This is a genomic window from Clostridium tyrobutyricum DSM 2637 = ATCC 25755 = JCM 11008, assembly GCF_000359585.1.
In the GTDB taxonomy this organism is placed as follows: domain Bacteria; phylum Bacillota; class Clostridia; order Clostridiales; family Clostridiaceae; genus Clostridium_B; species Clostridium_B tyrobutyricum.
Genome location: NZ_APMH01000004.1, coordinates 99,936 through 125,992 on the forward strand (window position 1 = coordinate 99,936; position 26,057 = coordinate 125,992).

Below are 26,057 nucleotides of genomic sequence, written 5' to 3' on the forward strand. Positions count from 1 at the left end.
TTTAATTTTTTAATAATTCGCTTTTATATTAAACGTTTTCACCAAAATTAGGTTTTATCACTCCTTATTATTCTTTTTACAGGTATTTATAATATCTTATCAGTAACTCTTTTTGTCTATAGTATCATATATCATAATTGTACTTGCTATTATATTTAATCCTTTAATATAGTTTTTCCGTTAATTGCAAATACTAAGATACGTTAATATATTTTTAATATATTTGGATTAGTGTTAACTGAGTATTTAGCCGACTGGAATATCTATTTAAAAAGTCATATCTCCAGAAATTTTCAATAATTATATACACCTCTTTCTTGATTTATATATTAGTATTAAAGAGAATAAGTGAAAAGTTTTGAAAAGTTTTTGTGAAAATTTAAGATTGTATATTGAGAAGATATTATATTCCTTTACCTTATATATATTATAAATTATATATATATAAACTTCCATGGATTTCTTGCCTTTATATTTACTGTTATATAAGGAATTTATATAATTTTTTTATAGTGTTTCCTTAAATTATTGCTTTTTCTATACAATTTTAATTGTTGTATTATAATATAAACAACCTAAAATACGCATAAAAAATCACATTATAAATCTAGTAACTTTCATGCGTATTCAAATAAATCAATTTTTACACAACATCAAAATTAAACTTCTGATATTTTAACCGATCTATTTTCCTGCAAAGATTTTTTAGCTGCAAGACCTATAAGCACTGATTTTAATCCATCATCTGCATTTACAGTTGTATCTTTATCATTTATAATTGCATCCACAAATTCACTAATTTCCTGTGCATAAGCCTGTATATATCTCTCAAGGAAGAAATACATTGGTTTTTCACCTGTGACTCCTTCTTTTGTTGATATAACTGCAGATGAATCTGAATCATTTGAAACAGAAACCTGTCCTTCTGAACCAAATACTTCAGCTCTCTGGTCATATCCATATGAACATTGTCTTGAATTGTCTATAACTGCCATTGATCCATTTGCAAATTTCAAAGTTATAATTGCAGTATCTATATCTCCAGCTTCTCCTATAGCATTATCTATAAGTACATTTCCTGCTGCATAAACTTCTACAACTTCACTATCCATAAGATATCTTGCCATGTCAAAATCATGTATTGTCATATCGAGAAATATTCCTCCTGATACCTTAACATAATCAATTGATGGTGGTTCAGGATCTCTTGAAGTTATTTTTAATACATGTGGCTCACCTATTTTTCCATCTTTAACAGCCTGTCTTACAGCCCTAAAATTGTGATCAAATCGTCTATTAAATCCAACTTGATATTTTACTTTCGGATTTTTTTTGAGTTCATCTAGTACTTTATTTATTTTACAAATATCATGATCTATAGGTTTCTCGCAAAAAACATGTTTATGAGCTTTTATAGCTTCAATTGATATTTTGGAATGTGTATCTGTAGAAGAACAAATTAAAACTGCATCTATTTCTGGATCCTCAATTATTTTCTTATAATCAGTGTATACATTTGGTATACCTTTTTCTTTAGCCCACTTTTTCTGATCATCATTCAAATATGCATCAGCTATAGCTTTAATTTCTGCACCTTCAACATATTTTGTTATACTTTCACCATGTACTCTTCCTATTCTACCTACACCAATAATTCCTAACTTAATCATATAATACATCCTCCTTTATTATTTTAATTTAACCAGTTCTTCTAAGTCTAAAAATATCTTGTTTTTAATGATATCATTTCCTCAAGGTTGTCAAATTTTTATCTATCCTTGAGAACAACATTTCCTGCATTTTTAGGAAGCGTGAATATCTCAATCAATGCCATTATGCAGAATACTGCGAGAACAAAAAAGGATAATCTGTAACTTAATGATTCTAATCCTTTTCCTGAAAAAATAGATTGTCCTATTCTTAATACTACTGAAATTATGGCTATACCTAAAGCCTGTGCCATATTTTTTGTAGTTGATTCAAGTGTATTGGCAGCATTAGTTTGCTTATAATCCAATTCACTGTATGCAATTGAATTATAAGAGGTAAATGTCAAAGAACGGCCTATACCACTTAAAATTGTGATAATAATCATGAAAACTATTGGAGTGTGTATGGAAAAAAATGCACTTACAACCATTGTTATTGAAACTACCAACATTGAATCAATAAATATGGTTTTAAAACCATATTTGTTTATTAAAAATGTACTGGCTGGTTTTATTCCAATGTTTCCAACAAATATAAATAGTACTATACTGCCAGAGTAAGCTGCACTCCACCCAAATAAATTTTGAAGCATAATAGTAAGTAGAAAAGGAGCTGCACCTACACAAAACCAAAATAGTGATCCTCCTGTCTGAGATATGCGAAAAGTCTTTATCTTCAAAACTCTTAAATCAATTAAAGGATCTTTGGTTCTGTAAAGGTAAAGCATTGCAAGCAAAAATTCCATGATAAAAATTAATAACAAAACAAGACCTTTTTCCCATGATCTACTGGAATCAGCCAATATATTGGCTGCGTAAATAATACCTCCGGCACCTATTCCAATCAAAATAAATCCCATCCAATCTAATGACTTATTTTTATCTCCATTAGAATTCTCCAATATTCTAAAACTCACCAAAAATGCTATAGCTCCTAGAGGAATATTGATTGCAAATATCAAATGCCAAGAATAATAAGTTACAATAAGCCCTCCTAAAAGCGGTGCTATTGCAGGTGCAATAAGGCCAGGCCATACAAGATAAGATATCATCTGAAGCAGTTCCTTTTTATGAGTTTTCTTTAATACTATCAATCTTCCAACAGGAACCATCATAGAACCTCCAAGACCCTGTATAATTCTCATTGCCACTAAAAAATCAAATGATTTGCTCAAGGCACATCCAATAGAAGCCCCAGTAAATATTACAATTGCACTTAAAAATATTGTTTTATTATTAAATCTATCTGCAAACCATCCACTTAAAGGAATAAACATGGCCAAAGTAATCATATACGCTGTTATAATAACACTTGTTGAAGCCAGTGGTACTTTAAATGTATTTGATATAGCCGGAGTTGCTGTTGTTACAATTGTACCGTCTAACATTTCCATAAAAAGGCACATAGCTACAATCAGTGCTATTTTTTTCTGCTTTTTTTCAATCATAACTGTATTCAATCCTATCTTGTTTCATAAATTGATACTACAAAACTATTTTATAGTTTTGTAGTATTTTATAGTAATAATTATATATCTAATTTATACTGTGCAACTATTATTTTTTTCTTTCAATTACTTTTTTGCAAGTATTAACAATATCCTGAACAGTAAGTCCATACTCTTGTTTCAAATAATCCACTGAGCCAACCTGACCAAATCTATCACGTATACCTACCCTTTCCAAAGGTACTGGAATATTTTCACTCAATACTTCAGAAACTGCACTTCCTAATCCATTTATAATATTATGATTTTCAGCAGTTACTATAGCTCCAGTCTCTTTGGCACAATTTATTATTAATTCTTTGTCAATTGGCTTCAATGTAAATATATTTACAACCTTGGCATTTATTCCTTCTTTAGCTAGAGCTTCAGCTGCATTTATAGCATCATTAACCATTATTCCGCTAGCTATTATACTTACATCCTTACCATCTTTCAAGGTAACTCCCTTGCCAATTTCAAATGTTGATCCACTTTCATATATTTTAATTGGATTTTTTCTAAGTAGTCTAATATAGAAAAATCCTTTTAAAGCTGCTGTCTGCTTGATTAAATCTTCAAGCATTGTGCAATCTACTGGTTCCAGTATCGTAACATTAGGTATATTTCTCATTATCCCCATATCTTCAAATGGCATATGGGTACCTCCATTAAATGCTGCTGTAACTCCCGGATCACTTCCAATTACTCTTACATTTCGGTTGGAATAACCTACAGACAGAAACAATTGATCAAAGCATCTTCTTGTGGCAAATGGTCCAAATGTATGAGCAAATGGTATCTTTCCCGTAGCAGATAATCCAGCTGCAACACCTATCATATTTGCTTCCTGAATTCCTACATCAAAAGTTCTTTCAGGAAATTCTTCTGCAAATTTTCTCATACCCATAGATGACATCAAATCGCCATCTAAAACTACAACATCTTTATTTTTTGCTGCAATTTTAAGCAGAGTATTGCAATATATATTTCTCATTTCTTCATCTTTTATTCTTTTTGATGCTAAAACCACACTCATAAATTACACCAGCCTTTCAAGTTCTTTTTCCAAATATGCAAGAGTTTCTTCCAATTGTTCACTGCTAACTTGTATATGATGATTTAATTTAAGGTTTTCAGCAAAAGGAATTCCCTTTCCTTTTATGGTATCAAGAACTATTAAAGATGGCTTACCTTTAATTTTTTTTGCATTCATTATGGCATCGTATACTTGAACTACATCGTTGCCATCTACTTTCTGTGCATTCCAACCAAAAGATTCAAACTTTACTTTAATATCCCCCACATCATTTATATCTTTTACATAGCCATCAAGTTGTTTTTTATTATAATCCACAAAAGCAATTAAATTATCCAACTTTTTCTGTGCTGCATAAAGCGCTGCCTCCCATACCTGACCTTCCTGGATTTCTCCATCACCAAGCATCAGATAAGTATAATTATCTCTTTTATCTAACTTATTCCCAAGTGCAACTCCTACTGCCAAAGATGATCCTTGTCCAAGCGAACCTGTTGACATGTCAACACCTTTTGTTAAATCCTTGTTGCAATGGCTGGGAAGTTTAGTTCCTCCTTGATTCAATGTCTTTAATTCTTCTTCCGGGAAGAAACCTTCTATTGCAAGAGTAGCATACAATGAGGGACCTGAATGGCCCTTTGAACATATAAACCAGTCTCTATCTTTCCAGTCTGGATTTTTAGTATCATATCTCATGATTTTGCCATATAATACAGCCAAAGTTTCAACCATAGACATTGCACCACCAACATGTCCTGCACCAAAATTAGCAATGGATTTTATAGTATCTATCCTTATCTTTACAGCTAATCTTTTTAGTTCCCTGATTTCACTTTTACTTAACATTTTATACCTCCTTGTGAGAGTTATCTTTTAGTCATCTTAGTTAAATCATCTATAATTCTGGAAAATATTTTGCATCTGACTCAGTTGTCCATTCATACTCCGGTCTTACTGTAGTAATAATATTCTGAGCATCTCTAAGACGTATTACCCATAAATAATATTCTGCATATCCTGGAGCTGTAGACTGGGCATGTGTAGTATTACAAGGCATTCCTGTAAGTTCATTGTTTTTTACCTTATAAGCATCATCTCCCATTTCTGCAAGTCCATATCCATTTTCCGGCAAAAATTTATAAAAGTAAATTTCCGGCTCCACATGAGTATGTGGTGGAAATGAAGACCACTTACCAGGGTAACTAACAACTTCTCCAACAAAGAAGTTAGTTTCAGGACAATTTGATCTGTCAAAGAATGTTCTTACAAGACGTGTTGAGCACTCATTTAATGTACCTGCACCTCTTTCTTCATTTGCGCAAAGACAATCTTCTGGCTTTAATAATTTTGCCTGGAATTTTTTTGTATTTTCAGTTCTTGAAACTGCAACCTCTGCAGTTCTCGATAAACACTTAATTGATACAGCCGTATTCTGAGGCACGTGAAGTAAAATAGGTGCCTCATGGAAACAACTATTGCGTTCTACTGTCTCACTGTTGTTATTCCATGAAAATGTAATCTTACCAGTCATCAGAACATATATTGCTTCCTGATTATAAGTGAAAGAATCTTCATCACCATCTTCCATGGAAATTACACCAAATTCCATTCCCATCATTGAAGGATGTTTCTCTTTACTAACAATTTCATTATATCCCTTTGAAAAGGGAGTATTTCTAGAAATTTTCATAGTTTGCATACGCCTCTTTCTATAATTTAAAATATGTTTATACAAACTTACTTTTCATATGGTAACATTTGCCCCTTTTCAAATGACTCTTTGCATCTATTTGCAATCTTTGAAACAGCAGTACCATCATATACAGTTACATTTGGTTTGCGGTTTTCCTGAATGCATTTTACGAATTCCTCCATTTCTGCTATATATGCATTATGCCAACGTGCAACGAAATCTGGATAACATTCACGACATACTCCATGCTCACTCATTACTTCCAGTAAACTATCGGTTCCAACTGATCCAATTCTTAGAGTACCCCTAGTTCCAATAATTTCAGTCTCTACATTACAACCGTGAGCTGCAGCACGTCCGGCAAACATAAATGCCATAGTTTCGTCCTCAAACTGAATCATACAACCTACATTGTCTGCGTCATTCCACTGGCGGTACTGCTCAAATTCAAAGCATCCTCCTATACCCCACATATTCTTTGGTTCACTTCCAGTAAACCAACGGCATAAATCTATATCATGTACACACATATCCAGGAACTGTCCTCCGCTGTGTGGTGCAAATGCCAATGTACCTTCTATTGTTGTTATAGGATCCTGTGTATAGGAACGAACCAAAATTACTCTTCCAATATCACCATTCTCAATTTTTTCTTTTGCCTTGCGATACGAATAATCATAACGTCTCATGAATCCCAACATGAATATTTTATCCTTGTGGGCTTCTACAACTTTTTCAGCTTTCTTGCAGTGCTCTATATTTGTATCCAAAGGTTTCTCACAGAATACATGCTTTCCAGCATTTAATGCAATTTCAATTTGTTCTGTGTGAAGAGCAGATGGAGTAACTATGGCAATTGCATCTAACTCAGGATTAGCGCACATTTCTTTAAAGTCAGTGTAAGCATATGGAACATTTAGTTCACTTTTTACTTGTTTAAGCTTGCTTTCATCTATATCAGTAATTGCAGTAAGTTCAGCTCCAGGTACACGTGTAGCAAGATTGCAAGCATGTTCATATCCAAGACGGCCTAAACCTGCAGAACCAATTTTAATTTTTTTCATATTAAATTCCCCCATTTTCATAAATAATATATTAAAATTTTTAATTTATATACCTGTCTGCTCCTTAATATATGCTCTTGCAAGTTTAGCATAATCAAGTGGATTATATATATATGGATTTTGTTCAGCTTCAACTACCAACCAACCTTTATAATTCCTTTTCTCCAATATCTTAAAAATTGCAGGATAATCTACAGAACCAGTTTTATCACCTGGAACAGTAAATACACCTTCAAGAACGGATTTTAAAAAGCTCAACTTTTTATCTCTGCATCTCTTCATGATATCAGGTCTAACATCTTTCAAATGAATGTGCTTAATTCTGTCAAAATGTTTATCTAGAATTGCAACTGGATCTTCACCTGAAAATGTAAGATGTCCTGTATCAAATAGAAGATTTACATACTTGGGATTAGTTAATTCCATCAATTTGTCAATTTCATTCGTTCTTTGAACTGTAGTAGTCATATGATGGTGGTATATGAGCATCATGCCATTATCCACAGCTATTTTACCGAGTTTGTCCAGTCCTTCTGCCAGCTGCTTCCACTCAGCTTCATCTGTAATAACATACTTGTCAGTATGTGGAATATTGTTAAAATGTTGAATACTATGGCTCTGGTCAGAAACGACTACATGCTTGGCACCAATTGCCTTCAGAAAATTCATATGATCTATAAAGCCACGTTCATTAACCTCATATGGTTTTTCATTAAGATAGGAGCTATACCATGCTGTTATAGCTGAAATACCTCGACGACTGAATTCCTTATTCAAAATGTCTGTATCTCTAGGAAACTGGCATCCTATTTCAGTACCTTTATAACCAGAAAGTGCAATTTCACTAATTGTCTGTAAGAAAGTATTTTCTTTTCCCCATTCAGGCATGTCATCTTCTGTCCATGCAATAGGTGCAATTCCAATTTTAACATTTTCTCTATTTAACATAAAACCTTCCCCCTTGTAAGTTTGTTTTAATATATTCTTGCTTTTTTAAGTCTTTCAAGTCTGCTTTTATAGGAGGCTTGAGTTACTTCTGATTTACTAACAGATGCAACACCTATATGCCACCAGGATTTATAACCTTCTGCCATTGTCTTTGGAAGTACTTTGGCATCAATAATACATGATCTTGTTTGTTTTTTTGAATCTTCAAGAGCTGCTCTCAACTCTTCAGGAGTTTTAGCTACATATCCCTTCAAGCCATAACCTTCTCCTACTTTTGCAAAATCTACATAGATATAGTTTCCATCTGTTCTTCCACTTTTCTCATTACGATAGCGAAATTCTGTACACATACTTCCTATTCCATTTCCCATCTGTAGATTATTTATACATCCAAATGCAGCATTGTCAAATACAATAATAGTTATCTTTGCATTTTCCTGTACGGCTGTTGTAATTTCAGAATTCAACATAAGGAACGAGCCATCACCTACTAGAGCATAAACTTCTCTATCCGGTTCAGCCAGTTTGGAACCTAGTGCACCTGCAATTTCGTAGCCCATGCATGATGCACCATACTCCATGTTATAGGAATCCTTTACATCTGTAGTCCAAAGGCGTTCCAGATCAGCTGGCAGTGACCCTGCAGCAGCCACAACAATTGCATCGTCATCAATAACATCTCTTACAATACCTACTCCGTTGGATTCTGTAATAGTACCTCCTATATCTCGAATATAGTCATTTATAATTTCAGGAGTCCAACTTGGAACACATGGCACAAAATCTTTTCCTGTATAAACAACATTGCAAACTGATTGCCTTTCCTTTTCCCATACTGATTGAATTTTTGCTATTTCATCCTCTTTATAAGCAGGTTTGTATTTTTTGCTGTGAAGTTCTTTTACAATAATCTCCAAATTTAATTTTGCATCTCCCACAACACGTTCAGCATCCATCTTTTCAGCATGAAATTCAGATGTATTTATAGTAACAAATCTTACATCAGGATTGCGGAATATTTCCTTGGATCCCGTTACAAAATCATTGAATCGAGTTCCTACTCCAACAACCAAATCTGCCATCTCTGCTGCTGTATTTGCAGCAAGTGTTCCTGTTATACCTACACCACCCAAATTCATTGGACTTGATGACTTGGTAGAACTCTTACCTGCTTGTGTTTCAGCATATGGTATGCCAAATTCCTCACAAAAACTTTGAAGAGTCTCTCCGGCTTCTGAATACCTTACGCCTCCGCCTCCAATAAATAAAGGCTTCTTGCTAACCATAATAAGATCAACTGCATTTTCAATTTCCCTGTCATCTGCTTTACGGCGGGCAATGTGATGTACTCTCTTCTTAAAGAAGTATTCAGGAAAATCAAAACTCTCACCCTGTACATCCTGTGGTATGCCAATACATACTGCTCCAGTATTGCTGACATCCGTCAATACCCGCATTGCATTTATAAGAGCAGTCATAAGATGTTCCGGTCTTGCAACTCTATCCCAATAACGAGTTACTGGCTTAAAGCAGTCATTTGTAGTTATAGACAGGTTATATGGCTGCTCTATCTGTTGAAGTACCGGATCCGGCTGACGTGTAGAAAACGTATCCGATGGAAACAACAATAGAGGAATATTATTAATAGATGCAGTGAGTGCTGCAGTAACCATATTTGCAGCTCCTGGACCTATTGATGATGTACATGCAATTATGCGTCTTCTATTATTCTGTTTTGCATAACTCATAGCTGCATGTGCCATTCCCTGTTCATTACGCCCCTGGTATACTCTTAGATGTCCTGGATCCTCCTCCAATGCTTGTCCAAGTCCTGCTACCATTCCATGACCGAATATTGTGAAAATACCATCTATAAACTGGTTTTCAACTCCATCAAATTCTATATACTGATTATTCAAGAACTTAACAATTGCCTGTCCCACTGTCATTTTTACTCTATTCAAAGTAATACCTCCTTCTATCTAACAATATTTTAATTTTTAACATAATGGGTATTTACTTACTTTTACCTTACGTGTATAGTATAAAATTTTTTTTAATGCAATTCTATAGATTTCTTGCTTTGATATTTGGGATATTTCATATATTATCCTTTATTATCCTTAATACTTTTAATATCATTTTCCTAAAACTATAAAATTCTTGTTTTATTATAAAGTTCTCTATAAATATTGTTTTGTTTTTTCTGCACCAATACGTATAACATCTTCAGGTTCCATATTCCAGTATTCAGGACGGAATAATTCTAAAGAAGCAATTTTATCGTAACCTTTCTCCTTTAATATATCAGTAATTTCTTTTATTGGTATACAGCCGTCTCCCGGGAAGAGCCTATTACAATGGTCCAAAATTCCCAGAGGCAGATTTTCACAATCATTAATATGAAATACAAATATCTTGTCTAGCGGTATTTTTCTGAGATACTCAATATCTGCACATTTATCATGCAAATAGACATTTATACAATCTACTACAAGTCCAACACTATCACGGTTTACTAATTTTACAATTTCATATGCCTGACGAATACTATTGCAAACCCATTTCTTATCTCCTATAGGTTCAAATGCAAGTTTTACATTATATTTTTCAGCTATATCGGCTAATTTATTTAATACGTTTACAGAGTCAATGAAAACTTCCTCTTCATTTTTATTGGATACCTCTGAAGTTACAGTTGGAACCACTACTATATAGGGATTTCCTATATGGCATGCAACCTTGCACCCAAAAGTAAATAAATCTATAAGTTCATTCCACTGCCTTTTGTTACAAAAATTAATATTTTCAATTGAATTTAGGGCGAACGGTTTCAAATGACCTGCCTTAAAAAATTCTTTTAGATCTTCAATACTATGATCTTCCAAATAATCTTTTATCATGTCAAGACGAAGCTCAATATAGTCATAGCCATACTTTTCACAAAGTTCCAAATCTCTCATAACATTTGATTTTTTCATACATGTTGCTTCATTAAAACCAAGTTTCACTTAACTTCAACTCCTTTTTTATTTTATATATAATAATATTATTTTCATGTCATATACATTATAGACCCATTATATAAAAAGTTTTATACATTTCTTGCTTTTATATTTTTAATGTAAAATGTTTGGCCGGGAAATTCAATCATATGAACACAGCTCTGAAGATTTAAAAAATCTTCAGAGCTGTGTTCATACAATTAAATTTAATTTTTTCAATTTAATGTAAAACTCTTCTTGATATTATCAACCTTCACAATGTAATTTTTTCTATACTTTTTAGGAGACATTCCAACATATTTTGTGAAAATCAAGTTAAAATTGCTTGGATTATCATATCCCACTATAGAAGCTATTTGTGTAACAGAATAGTTGGTTGTTATCAACAACGTCTGAGCTTCTCCAATACGTCGGCGCAATACATACTGAATTGGTGAATAACTAGTAAAATTTTTGAATATATGAGATAAATAGTATGGACTAATATTCAAATCACCCGACATTGTCTTTAAACTCATATCCTCTTTATAATGTTGATTAATATATTTTTCAATGCGCCTTACTAAAACATTAGGTTCATCAGTATCCCCATCATGAAAACCGGCTATTTTGCACAATAAATTTTTAACTTGTACTAAAAGTGCCATCATAAGATAATTGCAACTCTCTTCTGCACCATAGCATCCACTCGAAAGAGTAGAGAACATCACATTAAAAATTTTATATAATACTGGAAATTTATTTTTACTTGGCACAACAGGACATTCATCATCAGGAATCAAAGCATTTTTTCGTAGTTTTTCTACTTTAATTCCACTAATAGCACAACAATAGCTGGCTATCTTAATATTGGGTCCTGAAATCTCATCATGAATAACACCACTGTTATATATTAAAACATCACCTGGTTTAATATTGTACATTTTACCGCCAATAGAATATTCACCACTGCCTTTACATATTAAAACAATCTCTACAAAATCATCATGAGAATGCATTACACGCGGATAAATACTGGACTCTTCTTTTATTTTACTGACATAAAGCAATTTGGGAAATGTAACATAATTAAAACTAGAAGTAACATTTTTTTTTACAAAGCATTGAATCATCAATTCCACCCCTTTAAATTTAAAACTTGATAATTGTACTTTACAACTGTAACTTATACTACTAAATTTATTATGTTAAATATTGATTATATATACCATTTTAAACTAAGATTATAAAACGTTTTCAAAATATAAAATTTTCTGAGTACATTATTAAAAAAAGTATTATTTCTTCATCATATATTTATTTTTATATCTCTTCCTTTTCCTTACAAGAGTAGATGCATCTATTCCTAATTCCCTGGCTGCATCCCTAACATTTCCATATCTTTTAAAAGCATTTTCTATTAACAATTCTTCTAAATTTTGAACTTCCTCTTTCAATTTCAAATGCCCTCTTTCAACATCTGTATTTCTATTATCATTACTCCAAACCTCCTTTATAGGTAAATCACTTCTAAGTATTTTATTTCCTGTACTCATAATCATAATTCTTTCTATTATATTTTTTAATTCCCTTACATTACCAGGCCATTTATATTCTTTAAGTGATTCTATTGCACCATGAGTTATTATCTTATTAAAATTATATTTTTTATTAAACACACACATGAAATGTTCTACAAGAGGTTCTATATCATCTTTTCTATCTCTTAGTGGTAATATTTTAATTGGAACTACATTTAATCTATAATACAGATCTTCCCTGAAATTTTTTTTTCTGACCATTTCTTCTAAATTTCTGTTGGTAGCCGCTATTACCCTCACATCAATCTTAATATTGTCTACTCCACCTATTCTCTTTATTTCCTTTTCCTGAAGAACTCTTAACAATTTAACCTGCATATCTAGTGGAAGTTCTCCAACTTCATCCAAAAAAATCGTACCACTATTGGCCAGTTCAAAAAGTCCAACCTTTCCTTCTTTATTGGCGCCTGTAAAAGCTCCCTTTTCATATCCAAATAATTCGGATTCCATAAGATTGTAAGGAATACACCCACAATCTATGCTAATAAAACTCTTTTTGCTTCTTTTACTATTTTTGTGTATATACTTGGCTACCTCTTCTTTACCAACACCAGTTTCACCCAACAAAAGTACTGTTGTATCTACCTTGGCCACTTTTCTTGCCATTTCAAGTATATTGAGCATCTTTTCATCTTTTACTATGATATCTGAAAATTTAAGCAACTGATGTCTCATTGCCCTCAATTGAGAGTAGTATTTTTCTGTAAGTTCCCTGTTCTTTTTCAACTGCTCTTTCAACTCATAGAGCTCTGTAACATTTCTTACATTTGTAACAACCATTGTTATGTCATCATTATCGTTAAAAATTGGGCTGCTGGACACAAGTGCTGTTTTGCCAGTTTTAAATTTCTGCTCAATTGTAATATTTTTTCTGCTTTTAAGAACCATAAGCGTTCCGGATTTAGAAATATAATTATCATTTTCTAAGTATGCCATATTTTTACCAATCATTTCTTTTTTTTTCATCCCTGTAATTTCTTCGTACGCCCTATTCAAAAATATGGTATTTGCATTTCCATCCGTTATGTATATACCATCATAAGAACTTTCAAGAACCTGATACAACTGCTTTATTCTAAATTTCAATGTATTTACATCTTCCTGCAGAAATTCATCGAATCCCAAAAAATTGTTGTTTTTCATAAACAACCCTCCCAAGTACATATCTAATTATCCTTGTCATTTTAAAAGTATAAATTTTAAAACAATTGATGAGATTAAATAGTACAATAAATTACATTATATAAAAATTATAGCACATATTTAATAAGTTAATAAGTGCTATGTTCTATAAGCAGTGTATCAATTTTAATTTAAAAATTCATATTTAAATTACACCATCTCACAAGCTCATTTATCATCAAATATCCATCCCATGGGCAATCATAGTCATTCATATTTCCTATATTTATTACTCTGTCCACACCGGCTTTCGTAACCAAGTCCGCAAACTTAAATATCTTGTTTTCATCTTTAATTGCAAAACCTACAGTCTGTATTCTCCTTGTAATAAGTGCTTCCAAATTAAATATGCTGTCTATTTCCTTTACAAAAATACATCTTCCTCCAACAGGTTCTTCCAATTTTATATCATTATTAATCAAAATAGTATATTCCATTCCCCTGCTGCAGCAAATATCTTTGTCCAGGCTTAGACTATAAAAGCCTCTTTCGTTTATAATTTTTGTACATTGTCCTTCATCCAAAATATTTTTATGTTTTACCCCTATTTTTTCAAAAGAGCTCTCCAACATTTTAACTATATAATTAAGTGTTTTATTGCTTTTTTCTACAAACAATACCTGGGGAGATGAACATGCTTTTTGTCCAAATAACACTATATCCAAAACCAATCTGTCCATATATTTTTCACAACTGTCGCATTCTAAAATATCACTGTCAAAAACTGCAAAAGAATACTTGGGCCCAAAAATTATATCTTTACAGGTAGTCTTTTTAGGAAGAAGTGAAATATGTTCTACAGCATACTGTCCTCCCCATATAATTCTTGAATCAGCAATATGGGACATCTCTCTGTTGAGGTCTTCATCCTTACTATTAAAATATATTATGCAAATATTTTTCAATATATCTATAGAAGAATATGACTTTCCCATATAATTTACCTCTATATTTTCCATACATTCAAGTAATTTTAATACCATTTGCAAACTCTGTTCAGGTATTCTCGCAATATTGAAATTTTTAGCTATTATAGATTGAACTACAGAGTAAATTGCAAGAGTATATACATTACCTGCTACCCAATGGCAAGAAATTCCCCGCCCCTGTGCTTTTACAAACTTTCCTTTTCCCTTGTCTACAAAATCATCCAAATATTTTTTGTTTCCTATGTTCAGCTCAATCAATTTTTCAATATTGGCTTTTCTTAAAAAAAATGAAAGATAGGCAACTCCTTCTATCTTCAGCATATTTTTATTTCTAGACAGTTTTCTGGAATATTCATCCAATATAAGTATTATAACCTCCGAAGGTATAGAATTCAGCAGTTCCAAATTACAAGTTGTATTTTCAATTATATATTTAAAGTTGCAATATCTGATTTTTTCATGATATATATGTCCGTCTAACAAATAACAATCTATCATCTGTCCTTCTCCCTTTCTGCAAAAGTATCGCCACAGCCTCTCGTTTCCGACCTTTGCATTCTGGATTTAAATTTGAAATATTTGCCCTTTCTACCGCATTTACAATCATCTATTCCAATTAGTTCGCCTACATCCTCAGTTAAAACAGCCTGTGAGGGATAACTGGATCCCAAAATGCTAATAACCTCTATAATTCCACGCTTTCCAATTTTCGATTCCCGCAAGCTGTTAAAATCCCTTATTATAATATCTGCAAAATCCGGTACATGCTTGTATCCACACTCACAATCTACAAAGATTACACCAAGTTGCTCAGCCATTCCATAAAAGTCCATTATATTTTCTCTTTTGGCACTAAAGATAGAAGCAACTCTGCTATTGAATTCCTCTTTTCCGACTTTTTCGGAGGAAAGCTTTTTCCATCCACCGCTGTGCATAAGTTTCATATTGGATAAATCCAACTTTATATTTTTTCTTTCCATAATTCTTAAAAACTTACTCCATATTATATAGGTAAAACCATACACTAAAATTTCTTTGCCACTATTATCCTGTTCAAATTTATTTAATCTTTCAAAATTTATTTTCAAATCCTCATTTTGTCCATCCATTGCATAGGTTATACTGCTTGCAAAATTGCTTATTCCTCTAATAGCTGCTCCCCTGGCACTTAATATATTTCCACTTTTATTAACAGCTTCCGTATCCAAAATCAAAAGAGGCCTTCTTTTTCCTCCTAAAAAACTTTTCAAAGTTGTTAAAAGTGATTGTGATTGATGTATAGCCGTATATCTGTCCAAATATACTTTGCTTGGTATACCTGTTGTAGTTGAGCTTGAATTTAATATTCTTATAATATCTTTTTTGTTGCAAGTAAGAAGATCAAACTTTTTAAACATGTTTACTGGAATAAATGGAATTTGTTCAAGACTTTGAATCTTAGAAATATCTATATGCAATTTATTGTACATAGAATTTATATTGGGATTAATTCTATTATATTCAATCTGTTTTTTTAAAATTGGAAGTAAAATTTTTTCTTTTTCTTTCTGAGAAATTCGATATTGATTTTTCAGCACTATTTTCTCTATCAAATGTTCCGTTTTCATAGGATTCACCTGCTTCACATTATTTTACATGTTTCTTAACTGTTTAAAGAGAACCTTCCCTGATGAATTTTTAGGAAGTGAAGGTAAGAATTTTATATACTTAGGGGTTTTGTATTTCGGAAGTCTGCTGCTGCAATAATTTATAATATATTTCTCATCTATGTCTTTATAGTTACCATTCAAAACTACAAATACCTTTACAGCTTCACCTAACATCTCATCTTCCACTCCTATTACGGCACATTCAACCACTTGTTTTATAGAAGCTACTGTATTTTCGATTTCACCAGGACTTATCCTATTTCCTGCACATTTTATTATATTCTTTTCTCTGGAAACTATAAATATATAGCCCTCTTTATCTTTATATGCTATATCCCCTGTATATAAAAGTCCATTTTTAATTACCTTTTTAGTTTCATATTCATCATTAAAATAGCCCTTCATTATATTTCCGCCTCTGGCTGCTATCTCTCCTATTTCACCTGTATTGACAGGCATACCATTCCTGTTTAGTATCATTAGTTCCGTACCTGGAACTCCTTTTCCTATGGAGCCTAATTTATCCATAATATGTTGTGGCGGCAAATATGAAAGCCTTGCTGTAGCTTCAGTTTGTCCATACATAATATAAATATCTACGCCTTTAAGAATCTTGTATAACTCACTTATAAATATTTTAGGCAGTTTTCCTCCTGCCTGTGTAACATATCTCAAGGATGAGAATTGAGAGTCCTTGAAATTTGTCATTCTGAGAAGTATTTGATAAGTTGTAGGCACTCCTGCAAACCCGGTACATTTATATTTGTTTATATCATCTATAACAGTCTGTGGAAACATAAATCTATTATTTATAACCAAGCTTCCACCACATCTAAAGTGAGTATTTAAAAGTGAAGTTCCATAGCAATAGTAGAAAGGAAGTACAACTTCTATTCTGTCTTTATCAGTTAAATTCAAATATTGTATTATGGAATCTGTATTATAAATTAGATTATAATGAGTCAGCATTACTCCTTTAGGCTTTGAAGTAGATCCTGAAGTAAACATAATTAAAGCAGTGTCTTTTTTCATATCAACATCAATTTTTAACTTTAAATTTGATTGTTTTTCACATATATATCTTTCTGTACGTATTTCAACATTTTCGCCAAAACAGTCTTTCATTTCAGTTTTGTACTTATACTGACAAAAAACCAGTCTTATGTTTAAAATTTTTGCTATATATGCTATATCCTTTTTATCCATAGATGGATTTACAGGTACGCATATACTTCCATTTTTAATTATTCCAAAATAAGTTTCTATAAAAAAAGTAGAGTTCTCAGAAATAACAAGTACACTATCTTCTTTTGAATAATTTTTATACTGCAACAGACAAGCTATGCTGCATACTCTTTCATATATTTCACTATAAATTATCTCACCATTGTCTATTACAGCTGTCTTATTGAGACCTTTGGACTTTTCAAATATGTAGTCCGTAAAATTCATATTTCTACCTCATATTTATTAAGTATCTTCTTTATATCGCCAATAGTGTACATTCTTGATATGTCAATTACATCCAGATTTATCTCAAATTCCTCTTCAAGTGCATTTACAAGTTCCACATGTGCAAGTGAATCCCAATCCTTTATATCGTTAGGTCCCATTTCATCTGTAATTTCATCTATATTCTCTATTTTAAAAATTTCTATAAGTATCTTTTTTAATTTATCTATATTTTTCATGAAAATTCCTCCTAAATATTTTAATACTGTTAAAAAAAGCAAATACCATGCCACAGTCTACATATTAATATTATGCCGTTTTACAAGTATATATTAATATTTGTTTGATGCATGTATGCAACGTTTTCATTGTTGTCATACTTGAAATACTGGTTGGATTAACTATACATATTACAAATAATTATTCTGTTGCAAATATGCATCTTGTTTCCTTTTTACAACAAAAAAACAAAGCCAATGCCCTATAAAAGCATTGACCCAAAAACCACATGTTTTTTATTTATCTTCTATTAATCCTGCAGCTTTCATTGTAGCCAAAATATTTTTTGCACTGTTATAAAGTTTGTCATTTTCTTCATCAGTAAGAGAAACTTCAAGCCTTCTTTCAACTCCATTTTTTCCTATAATACATGGCAAACTGAGTGCTACATTTTTTAATCCATATTCTCCTTCAAGAGTAGTGGAAACAGGCAATATACTATGTTCATCCATAAATACTGCCCTGGCAATTCTGCAGGCCGCCATAGCAACGCCCGAATTTGTACACCCTTTCAAATGAAGTACATCATAGGCAACCTTTACTACATCTGAAGCTATTTCTTCCTTATCCAATGGTTTGTCATGAGGAAAAAATTTATCAAGCTCATCTGCTGAAACTCCCTCAACATTCAAATGGCTCCATACTGGAAATGCAGTATTACCATGTTCACCAAACATATAACCATGAACATCCTTAGGGTCAAGATTGTATCTATTTGCTATGATCTTTCTAAAACGGGCTGAATCAAGACTTGTACCTGTTCCAAATACTTTTTCTTTGGGATATCCAAAGAAATTTTCAGCATAATATACCATTGTGTCCAATGGATTTGTTATTATAATTATTATTGCATCCTTTGTATACTTGCTTATAGAACCCATTACATCTTTCATTACTTTTACATTTCTTTCTGCAAGAACTGTTCTATCATCATTTTTATCATCTTTCAATATACTTGGACCTGCAGCTATAATAATAACATTGGCATCTTTGCAATCTTCATAGTTTCCCTCATGTATGTCCACATTGACACTATATGTACAAGGTGTAGTATGACTTGAGTCCAATGCTTCACCTCTTGCCTTGTCATTATCTATATCAATTAGTGCAATTTCTGAAGCAAATCCAAAAGATAATGCAGTATTCAATACAGCAGTACCTACATTTCCCACTCCAACTATTACAAGTTTATTATTTATAGAATTCATAATAATGCTGCCTCCTTTTTTATGTATAGCTATACATATATTTAATTGTATCATATAATTTAGGCAGATTTAAACTATTCAAAAGGATATTTTATTCCCCATTGAGTCCTTACTTCACTTATTATATCCATTACATCAACAGACAGTTTCAGGGTATCTCTACTGCTTTTATTCTTTATATACCTTGTCATATCCTCAACTTCATAATTCAATGCCTTGGATGTATATCCCGTTTCTATGGTTTCTGATATTCCATCCACGTAAGTTATAACTGCCTTATCTGCTCGTGGAAAGTTATCTACAGTTATAAAACCAAGTTCTCCTGCAACTACACCTCTCTTTGGCATCTTTGCCCTCATAGTTAGTGAGATAACTGCCATTTCATCATCCGGATTTTTGAGTATTATACCAGACTGTTCATCTACGCCGGTTTCAAACTTTTTCACTGTAGTCAATACTTCTTTTGGCTGACTGGAAAGAAAATATCTAGTAAACGAAAGTGCGTAAGTCCCTATATCCAGAATAGCTCCTCCGGCCAATTCCATATTAAAGAATCTATTTTTTACATCATATTCCTTACAGCTTCCAAAAGATACCTGAACCATTTTCAGTTTTCCTAGCTTCCCTGACTGTACAATTTCTTTTAGCTTCTTATAGAGAGGCATATGATATATAGTCATTGCCTCTGCTACAACAAGGCCCTTTTTTTGTGCAAGTTCAACTATGTCATTTAACTGATTTCTGTTTACAGTTATAGCTTTTTCACAGAGAACATGCTTGTTGTTTTCAAGACTCTTCATTATGTATTCATAATGACTGCAGTGAGGTGTGGATACATATACTACATCAATTGCATCGTCTCTTAACATTTCATCATAATTTCCATATGTCTTTTCAACATTGAATTTACTTGCAAATTTATTTGCCTTTTCCAGTGACCTGGAACCTACTGCATATATACTTCCATTGACTTCACACAGGGCTTTTGCAAACTCTGAAGCGATATTTCCCGGTCCAAGTATAGCCCATTTTATGTTATTCATATTTTTCACCCCATCTAATTATTTTTTGAAATTATATTAATACCGTTCTTACTTGAAATCAATACTTTTGTAACTACACCGACAAAAAGTGATGTATCAATTACTCCATTTATACTTGTTAAATTTCTTTCAAGTGTCTTTATATCAATAACATTTTTAAAATTCACGTCAAGAAGCAAATTTCCTCCATCACTTACAGTTGGTCCATCTTTTGCACCACTTTTTCTAATGAATGGTTCACCACCTAATTCTACAACTTTTTTTATAACATATTTTAAAGAATCTTTTAAAATTTCTAGTACAACAGGATACTTGAAAGTAAGAGTATCTACAAATTTACTGTCATCTACAAGCAATATGTAGTCATCTGACATGGCGGCGATTAATTTTTCCTTTGTATGAATTCCTCCTCCACTTTTTAAAGCATTTAATTCTTTATCCACTTGATCACATCCGTCAAAAGCTATATCTATTCTATCAACAGAACAAGTATGGAGAACTTCTATACCATTTTCTATACACAACATCTTTGTTTTAAATGAGGGAGTAACTACTTTAATGTTCACATCTTTGCTTTCTTTTATGTATTGCATTAAATATGATATTGTGCTTCCTCCACCCAAACCTACTATAGAATCATTTTTTATATATTTTAAAGCTTCTCTGGCACAATTTTTCTTTAGTATATCATTTTCCAAACTTTTCATCTCCTAATTTTACTAAAATTTATCATCTGCCATTGATTGTTCATGCTGACTGATCCATTTATAAGAGTCATTTTTCTCATCAGCAAGCAGCAGAAATAGTACTTCTATAACTACCATAGCCGGCAGACTTGTAAAACTGAATTCGTCAAAAAAGAGCCTTTCTCTTGTAACTGTATTTAATATATATTTGCTTTTATTAGCCAAGGGAGATTTTTTATGACTAGTTATACAAATTGTATCAACCTGCTTTTTACTTGCAATATCAAGCAAAGTCAACAATTTCTTTGAAGACCCGGAATCAGATACAACTATCAATACATCCTCTGCACCAAGTGTATATGCATAAGCAAGCTGGTTTTCCCATATGGTGCTTGCAACTGACGGTATTCCTATTTGATTAAACTTATATGATGCATCTAAAATTACAGGTATGGAATTGCCCAAAGCTGAAAATTCAACTATTCTAGCTTTTTTGATTATATACAGTATTCTTTTTATATAATCCTCATCCATCATCAATATAGTCTGTTTTAATTCCTGAATTTTATTTGCAAGTATATTCTTGAGTGATTGTTCTATATTATTTGAATTAATATCATTGGATATGTTTTTTTCTTCTGAAATTACCATTTCCTTTGCCAACTGTATTTTTAAATGATGAAATCCCTTGAAATTACATTTTTTACACATTCTTATTATAGTAGCTTCACTAACTCCACTTTCCAATGACAACTCGGAAGTAGTCATATCTATAACTTTTTTCTCATTATCTACAATGTAATTTGCAACTTTTCTTTCAGCTTCATATAGTTGTTCATAAGTTTCCAGTATTTGATCCAGTACATTTTTTTTTCTATTATCCAATTTTTATAACTCCCTTGATTAATTTAAAATACCTATATTATATATAATATATTCAAAATAAAATTTCGTCAATTCAATATATTAAAAAATAAAATTTCTTATATAATATTGTATTTACAATTCCACATTTTATGGTATTATAAGTAATACCATAAGAGAATTATGTAATAAAGAATAGAAAATTTAAATATAGGAGATTATGCTTATGAATAGCGTAAAAGAAATGGACCGTATAAGCGAACTTGCACAAAAATATTATCCTGAAACAGTAGAGTTAAGAAGGTACTTTCATAAACATCCAGAACTCAGTAAAATGGAGTTCAATACTCAAAAAAAGATATTAGAAGTATTAAATAACTTCGATTTAGACATTAGAAAATGTGCAAAAACCGGCGTGATTGCAGATTTAAAAGGAAATAATCCCGGCAAAACTATAGCTATACGAGCTGATATAGATGCCCTTGCAATAGATGATGAATGCGGAAAGCCTTATCAGTCACAAATTAAAGGCTCCTGTCATGCATGTGGTCATGATGGACATACAGCAATATTACTTGGAGCAGTAAAAATACTCTGTGAGATACGTGATAAAATAAATGGAAATATAAGGTTCATATTTCAACCAAGCGAGGAAGAAGTTTTCAATGGATCAGGTGCAGATGCAATTATAAGAGATGGTGGATTGGATGGAGTTGATGGAATAATAGGCCTTCATCTATGGCAGCCTATTAAAATGGGTACAATTGGCATTTCATCAGGACCTGTAATGGCAGCCAGCGATCAATTTTCCATAAATATAGAGGGCAAGGCAGGTCACGCTTCAATGCCCCATCAAACAATAGATGCCATATTGACAGCAGCTGAAGTTGTAGTTGCTCTCAATACCATTGTAGGAAGAGATGTAGATCCTATGAAACAGGCAGTTGTATCAGTAGGAGTATTTCAATCTGGCAGCATATATAATGCCATAGCAGGAAGAGCTGAATTAAGAGGAACAATAAGATCCCTTGATGAGGATGTACGTGAATCGGTATATGATCACATCAAAAAAATAGTAAACCATATGTGCGATGCAATGGGTGCACATTGTACAATTACCAGAAGTCCATGTACCTATGTTCTTCAAAATGATCCAAAAATCACAAGTATAGTTCTAAAGGCAGGAAAAGAAGTAGTTGGAAATGCTGCTCATCCTATAAGTCCTTTCATGAGCAGTGAAGATTTTTCACATTATTTGCAGAAAGTACCAGGATGCTTTTTCTTTGTTGGTATTGGCAATCCTGAAAAAGGCATTGTATATCCGCAGCATCATTCTAAATTTGATATAGATGAAGATGCAATGATTTATGGGATGGAGGTCTTAAGCAGATCAGCCTTAAAATTATTAAATGAACTTTAAAAAATCTGGAATTCAGGATGCTGGTACAAAATCAGCATCCATTTACTTCAAGCTAAATATTTAAAATTCTCATTATTCTCTCAGATGTTTTCTCTATCAACATCTTCCCATTTTTCATGGCATCTTCAAGTGACATAGGTTTATCTACTATAGAAAAAATGCTCTCAAATCCTTTATTATAAAGTGTTTCTGCATTTTTTCCTATTCCACCTGCAATAGCTAAAACAGGAATTCCATATTTGTCGGCCACTTTGGCAACACCAAAAGGCGTCTTTCCAAAAGCAGTCTGAAAATCTATCATGCCTTCTCCCGTAAAAATTAAATCTGCATCTTTGATTTTTTCATCAAGTTTTGTAATATCTATAACTATATCTATTCCTCTCTTTAAATTGGAGTTCAAGAATACCATCACTCCAGCACCAAGTCCCCCGGCTGCACCTGAACCTGGAATATTTACTATATCCATATTTAAATTATTTTTAATAATATTGGCATAATGAGCAAGATTTTTATCTAAAATCTTAACCATATCTCCATCAGCTCCTTTTTGTGGTCCAAATACATGGGAAGCTCCTTCCCTGCCACAAAGTGGATTGTCAACATCACAGGCGGCTGTTACAGTACATTTGCCTATTCTAGAATCTATACTTGACATGTCTATAGAATGAAGTTTACAAAGACTTCCCCCACCATGTCCAATATCTTCTCCATTTATATCAAGGAACTTTACACCTAACGCCTTTGCCATTCCTATTCCTCCATCATTAGTAGCACTTCCTCCAAGTCCTATTATTATATTTGTACATCCCTTGTCCATTGCATCCTTTATAAGCTGGCCTGTCCCATAGGACGTCGTTTTCATAGGATCTCTTTCCTCTTTTGAAATAAGAGGAAGCCCAGATGCAGCCGCCATCTCTATTATCGCAGTCTTTCCATCTCCAAGAATACCATAAAAAGCATTTACATCCTTTAAAACAGGTCCTTTAACCGATTTATAAATTATTTTACCACCAGTACTGTCCACAAGGGATTGAACTGTTCCCTCGCCTCCATCTGCCATTGGTATTTTTTCAATAATTGGATCATTTACAACTTTCAATATACCTTTTTCTATGCTATCTGCTACTTCCATGGCAGTTAAACTACCTTTATATGAATCAGGTGCAATTACAATTTTCATTTTCTCACTCCTTAAATATTTATATATTTTCTAATTATAAACCCTATTTTGTATTATAAATAGTTTAATGAAATTAATATAGTATTCTAATTTACTTTATCCATATTATACAATGAAAAATCAAGTATTATAGTATAAAATAACATTTTATGAAAATTTTTTACTTATATGTTGATTTTGTTATTTTTTGAGTTATAATATTAAGTAATTTTCATAACTAGGGGGAGTAAAAATTGATAGAACTGTCATTCATGATGCAATACTTAAAAAAGCCGAGAGCAACAGGGGCTGTATTACCAAGTTCAAGATATCTTGCCAACAAAATGATAATGGATATTGATTTTAAAAGGGCAAAATGTATAGTTGAATATGGACCAGGTACAGGAGTGTTTACAGAAAAAATACTTGAAAACAGAAATTCGGAAACTACGGTAATACTTTTTGAATACAATGAAAAATTTTATAATTTACTTAAATACAAATTCAAAAATGAAGACAACTTGTTTATTGTACATGATTCATGTGAAAATATTGAGAGATACCTAAATAAATACAATGTTGAAGATATAGATTATATAATATCAGGTCTTCCTTTTGCAAGCCTGCCAAAATCCACCTCAATAAATATATTGGAAGAGACAAAACAACTGCTTAATCAATCTAATGGAAGATTTATAACCTTCCAATATACCTTATTAAAAGTTAAATTTTTAAAACATTATTTTAAAGATATTAAAGTGAAGCGAGAATTCAGAAATATACCTCCTGCATATGTTTTAAGTTGCATAAATAAATAATTAAATTCCCGATAATAGTTTTCTTAATTGATGAATATGTTAAAATAATATTGTGCATACAATATTCAAGAATAGAGGCGATACATTTGATAGATATAAAAACAGAAAAGGAAATAGGCTATATGGCCGCTGCAGGAAAAATATTAACAGCATGCCATAGGGAAATTGCAAAAATAATAAAACCAGGTATAACTACCATGGAAATAGATAATTTTGTAGAAAAATTTTTAAAAAAGCATAACGCCACACCTGAACAAAAAGGTTATATGGGATTTCCATATGCTACATGTGCTTCTGTAAATGATGAAATCTGTCATGGATTTCCGTCTGATACTCCTTTAAAGGATGGCGATATTGTAACTATAGATATGGTTGTAAATTTAAACGGTTGGCTCGCTGATTCAGCATGGTCCTATGGAGTTGGAAATATATCCAAACAGGCAAAGGATCTTTTGAAAGTTACTAAAGATTGCCTTTATAGGGGCATAGAAAAAGCTGTCATAGGAAATCATATTGGCGATATAGGACACGAAATACAAACTTATGCAGAATCTCTTGGATACTCGGTAGTAAGGGATTATACAGGACACGGAATCGGTCAGGAAATGCATGATGATATAAGCGTTCCCCATTGCGGAAAACCTGGAAGAGGTCTTAAACTCAGAGAGGGAATGGTTATTACAATAGAACCTATGATAAATATAGGTACCTATAGAACTACTTTGGATAAGAATGGATGGACAGCACGTACAGAAGATGGAAGTCTTTCAGCACAATATGAACACACTCTTGCAATAACCAAAAATGGGCCTTTAGTTTTAACTGAACAGAATTAATACAATCAAG

The 26,057-nt window shown here is 32.2% G+C and carries 23 protein-coding genes; 3 read left to right on the forward strand and 20 right to left on the reverse strand.

From position 1 onward, the window contains the following. Positions 1 to 659 precede the first annotated feature (659 nt). From iolG to J418_RS0103645, 19 genes are all read right to left on the reverse strand, one after another. Complete coding sequence (gene iolG / locus J418_RS0103555; RefSeq protein ID WP_017894810.1) at positions 660 to 1,670, reverse strand: inositol 2-dehydrogenase; 1,011 nt, start codon at positions 1,668 to 1,670, stop codon at positions 660 to 662. A gap of 98 nt (positions 1,671 to 1,768) precedes the next feature. Beyond that, a complete protein-coding gene (locus J418_RS0103560; protein ID WP_017751860.1) occupies positions 1,769 to 3,157 on the reverse strand; it encodes an MFS transporter in 1,389 nt (462 codons plus the stop codon). A gap of 109 nt (positions 3,158 to 3,266) precedes the next feature. Next, positions 3,267 to 4,232, reverse strand: a complete 966-nt coding sequence (locus J418_RS0103565) for a transketolase family protein (protein WP_017751859.1) — start codon at positions 4,230 to 4,232, stop codon at positions 3,267 to 3,269. A 3-nt stretch (positions 4,233 to 4,235) separates the two neighbouring features. Then, positions 4,236 to 5,078: a transketolase gene (locus J418_RS0103570; protein WP_017751858.1), complete on the reverse strand. Its 843-nt coding sequence runs from the start codon at positions 5,076 to 5,078 to the stop codon at positions 4,236 to 4,238. Between the two features lie 49 nt (positions 5,079 to 5,127). Continuing rightward, positions 5,128 to 5,922, reverse strand: coding sequence for a 5-deoxy-glucuronate isomerase (locus J418_RS0103575; protein WP_017894811.1), 795 nt, complete (start codon positions 5,920 to 5,922; stop codon positions 5,128 to 5,130). Between the two features lie 47 nt (positions 5,923 to 5,969). Further along, a complete protein-coding gene (locus tag J418_RS0103580) occupies positions 5,970 to 6,989 on the reverse strand; it encodes a Gfo/Idh/MocA family oxidoreductase (protein WP_017751856.1) in 1,020 nt (339 codons plus the stop codon). 45 nt (positions 6,990 to 7,034) lie between these two features. Next, positions 7,035 to 7,937 carry a myo-inosose-2 dehydratase gene (gene iolE / locus J418_RS0103585; RefSeq protein WP_017894812.1) on the reverse strand — a complete coding sequence of 301 codons (903 nt, stop codon included), beginning with the start codon at positions 7,935 to 7,937 and terminating at the stop codon, positions 7,035 to 7,037. Between the two features lie 26 nt (positions 7,938 to 7,963). Beyond that, the gene (gene iolD, locus J418_RS0103590; RefSeq protein WP_017751854.1) at positions 7,964 to 9,901 is read right to left on the reverse strand and encodes a 3D-(3,5/4)-trihydroxycyclohexane-1,2-dione acylhydrolase (decyclizing); all 1,938 of its coding nucleotides are present in this window, start codon (positions 9,899 to 9,901) and stop codon (positions 7,964 to 7,966) included. Between the two features lie 219 nt (positions 9,902 to 10,120). Continuing rightward, on the reverse strand, positions 10,121 to 10,948 hold the full coding sequence (locus J418_RS0103595) for a sugar phosphate isomerase/epimerase family protein (protein ID WP_017751853.1): 828 nt from the start codon (positions 10,946 to 10,948) through the stop codon (positions 10,121 to 10,123). A 209-nt stretch (positions 10,949 to 11,157) separates the two neighbouring features. Next, positions 11,158 to 12,054: an AraC family transcriptional regulator gene (locus tag J418_RS0103600; RefSeq protein ID WP_017751852.1), complete on the reverse strand. Its 897-nt coding sequence runs from the start codon at positions 12,052 to 12,054 to the stop codon at positions 11,158 to 11,160. Between the two features lie 165 nt (positions 12,055 to 12,219). Then, positions 12,220 to 13,665: a sigma-54 interaction domain-containing protein gene (locus J418_RS0103605; protein WP_017751851.1), complete on the reverse strand. Its 1,446-nt coding sequence runs from the start codon at positions 13,663 to 13,665 to the stop codon at positions 12,220 to 12,222. 170 nt (positions 13,666 to 13,835) lie between these two features. Next, positions 13,836 to 15,131: an acyl-CoA reductase gene (locus J418_RS0103610; RefSeq protein WP_017751850.1), complete on the reverse strand. Its 1,296-nt coding sequence runs from the start codon at positions 15,129 to 15,131 to the stop codon at positions 13,836 to 13,838. Further along, entirely contained in the window at positions 15,128 to 16,240 is a 1,113-nt protein-coding gene (locus J418_RS0103615; RefSeq protein ID WP_017894813.1) for a LuxE/PaaK family acyltransferase, read from the reverse strand. The genes J418_RS0103610 and J418_RS0103615 overlap by 4 nt, the downstream gene beginning before the upstream one ends. Before the next feature lie 24 nt (positions 16,241 to 16,264). Further along, complete coding sequence (locus tag J418_RS0103620; RefSeq protein ID WP_017750457.1) at positions 16,265 to 17,734, reverse strand: AMP-binding protein; 1,470 nt, start codon at positions 17,732 to 17,734, stop codon at positions 16,265 to 16,267. Next, positions 17,731 to 17,973 (reverse strand): acyl carrier protein, encoded by a 243-nt coding sequence (locus J418_RS0103625; RefSeq protein ID WP_017750456.1) that lies wholly within the window; start codon positions 17,971 to 17,973, stop codon positions 17,731 to 17,733. Before J418_RS0103625 ends, J418_RS0103620 begins: the two co-directional genes overlap by 4 nt. A 276-nt stretch (positions 17,974 to 18,249) precedes the next feature. Further along, on the reverse strand, positions 18,250 to 19,221 hold the full coding sequence (locus tag J418_RS0103630; RefSeq protein WP_017894814.1) for an L-lactate dehydrogenase: 972 nt from the start codon (positions 19,219 to 19,221) through the stop codon (positions 18,250 to 18,252). A gap of 74 nt (positions 19,222 to 19,295) precedes the next feature. Continuing rightward, the gene (locus J418_RS0103635; RefSeq protein WP_017750454.1) at positions 19,296 to 20,264 is read right to left on the reverse strand and encodes a Gfo/Idh/MocA family protein; all 969 of its coding nucleotides are present in this window, start codon (positions 20,262 to 20,264) and stop codon (positions 19,296 to 19,298) included. A gap of 14 nt (positions 20,265 to 20,278) precedes the next feature. Beyond that, the gene (gene rpiA / locus J418_RS0103640; protein ID WP_017750453.1) at positions 20,279 to 20,962 is read right to left on the reverse strand and encodes a ribose 5-phosphate isomerase A; all 684 of its coding nucleotides are present in this window, start codon (positions 20,960 to 20,962) and stop codon (positions 20,279 to 20,281) included. Between the two features lie 21 nt (positions 20,963 to 20,983). Further along, a complete protein-coding gene (locus J418_RS0103645) occupies positions 20,984 to 21,835 on the reverse strand; it encodes a MurR/RpiR family transcriptional regulator (RefSeq protein WP_017750452.1) in 852 nt (283 codons plus the stop codon). Between the two features lie 205 nt (positions 21,836 to 22,040). On the opposite strand from J418_RS0103645, the gene J418_RS0103650 reads away from it, so the two are divergent. After that, entirely contained in the window at positions 22,041 to 23,234 is a 1,194-nt protein-coding gene (locus tag J418_RS0103650) for a M20 metallopeptidase family protein (protein ID WP_017894815.1), read from the forward strand. A gap of 52 nt (positions 23,235 to 23,286) precedes the next feature. Here the strand turns inward: J418_RS0103650 and J418_RS0103655 are convergent, their stop codons facing one another. Then, positions 23,287 to 24,414, reverse strand: a complete 1,128-nt coding sequence (locus tag J418_RS0103655; RefSeq protein WP_017750450.1) for a glycerate kinase — start codon at positions 24,412 to 24,414, stop codon at positions 23,287 to 23,289. 233 nt (positions 24,415 to 24,647) lie between these two features. On the opposite strand from J418_RS0103655, the gene J418_RS0103660 reads away from it, so the two are divergent. Further along, positions 24,648 to 25,211 (forward strand): class I SAM-dependent methyltransferase, encoded by a 564-nt coding sequence (locus tag J418_RS0103660; protein WP_017750449.1) that lies wholly within the window; start codon positions 24,648 to 24,650, stop codon positions 25,209 to 25,211. An 86-nt stretch (positions 25,212 to 25,297) separates the two neighbouring features. Further along, positions 25,298 to 26,047: a type I methionyl aminopeptidase gene (map, locus tag J418_RS0103665; RefSeq protein WP_017750448.1), complete on the forward strand. Its 750-nt coding sequence runs from the start codon at positions 25,298 to 25,300 to the stop codon at positions 26,045 to 26,047. Positions 26,048 to 26,057: the final 10 nt, after the last annotated feature.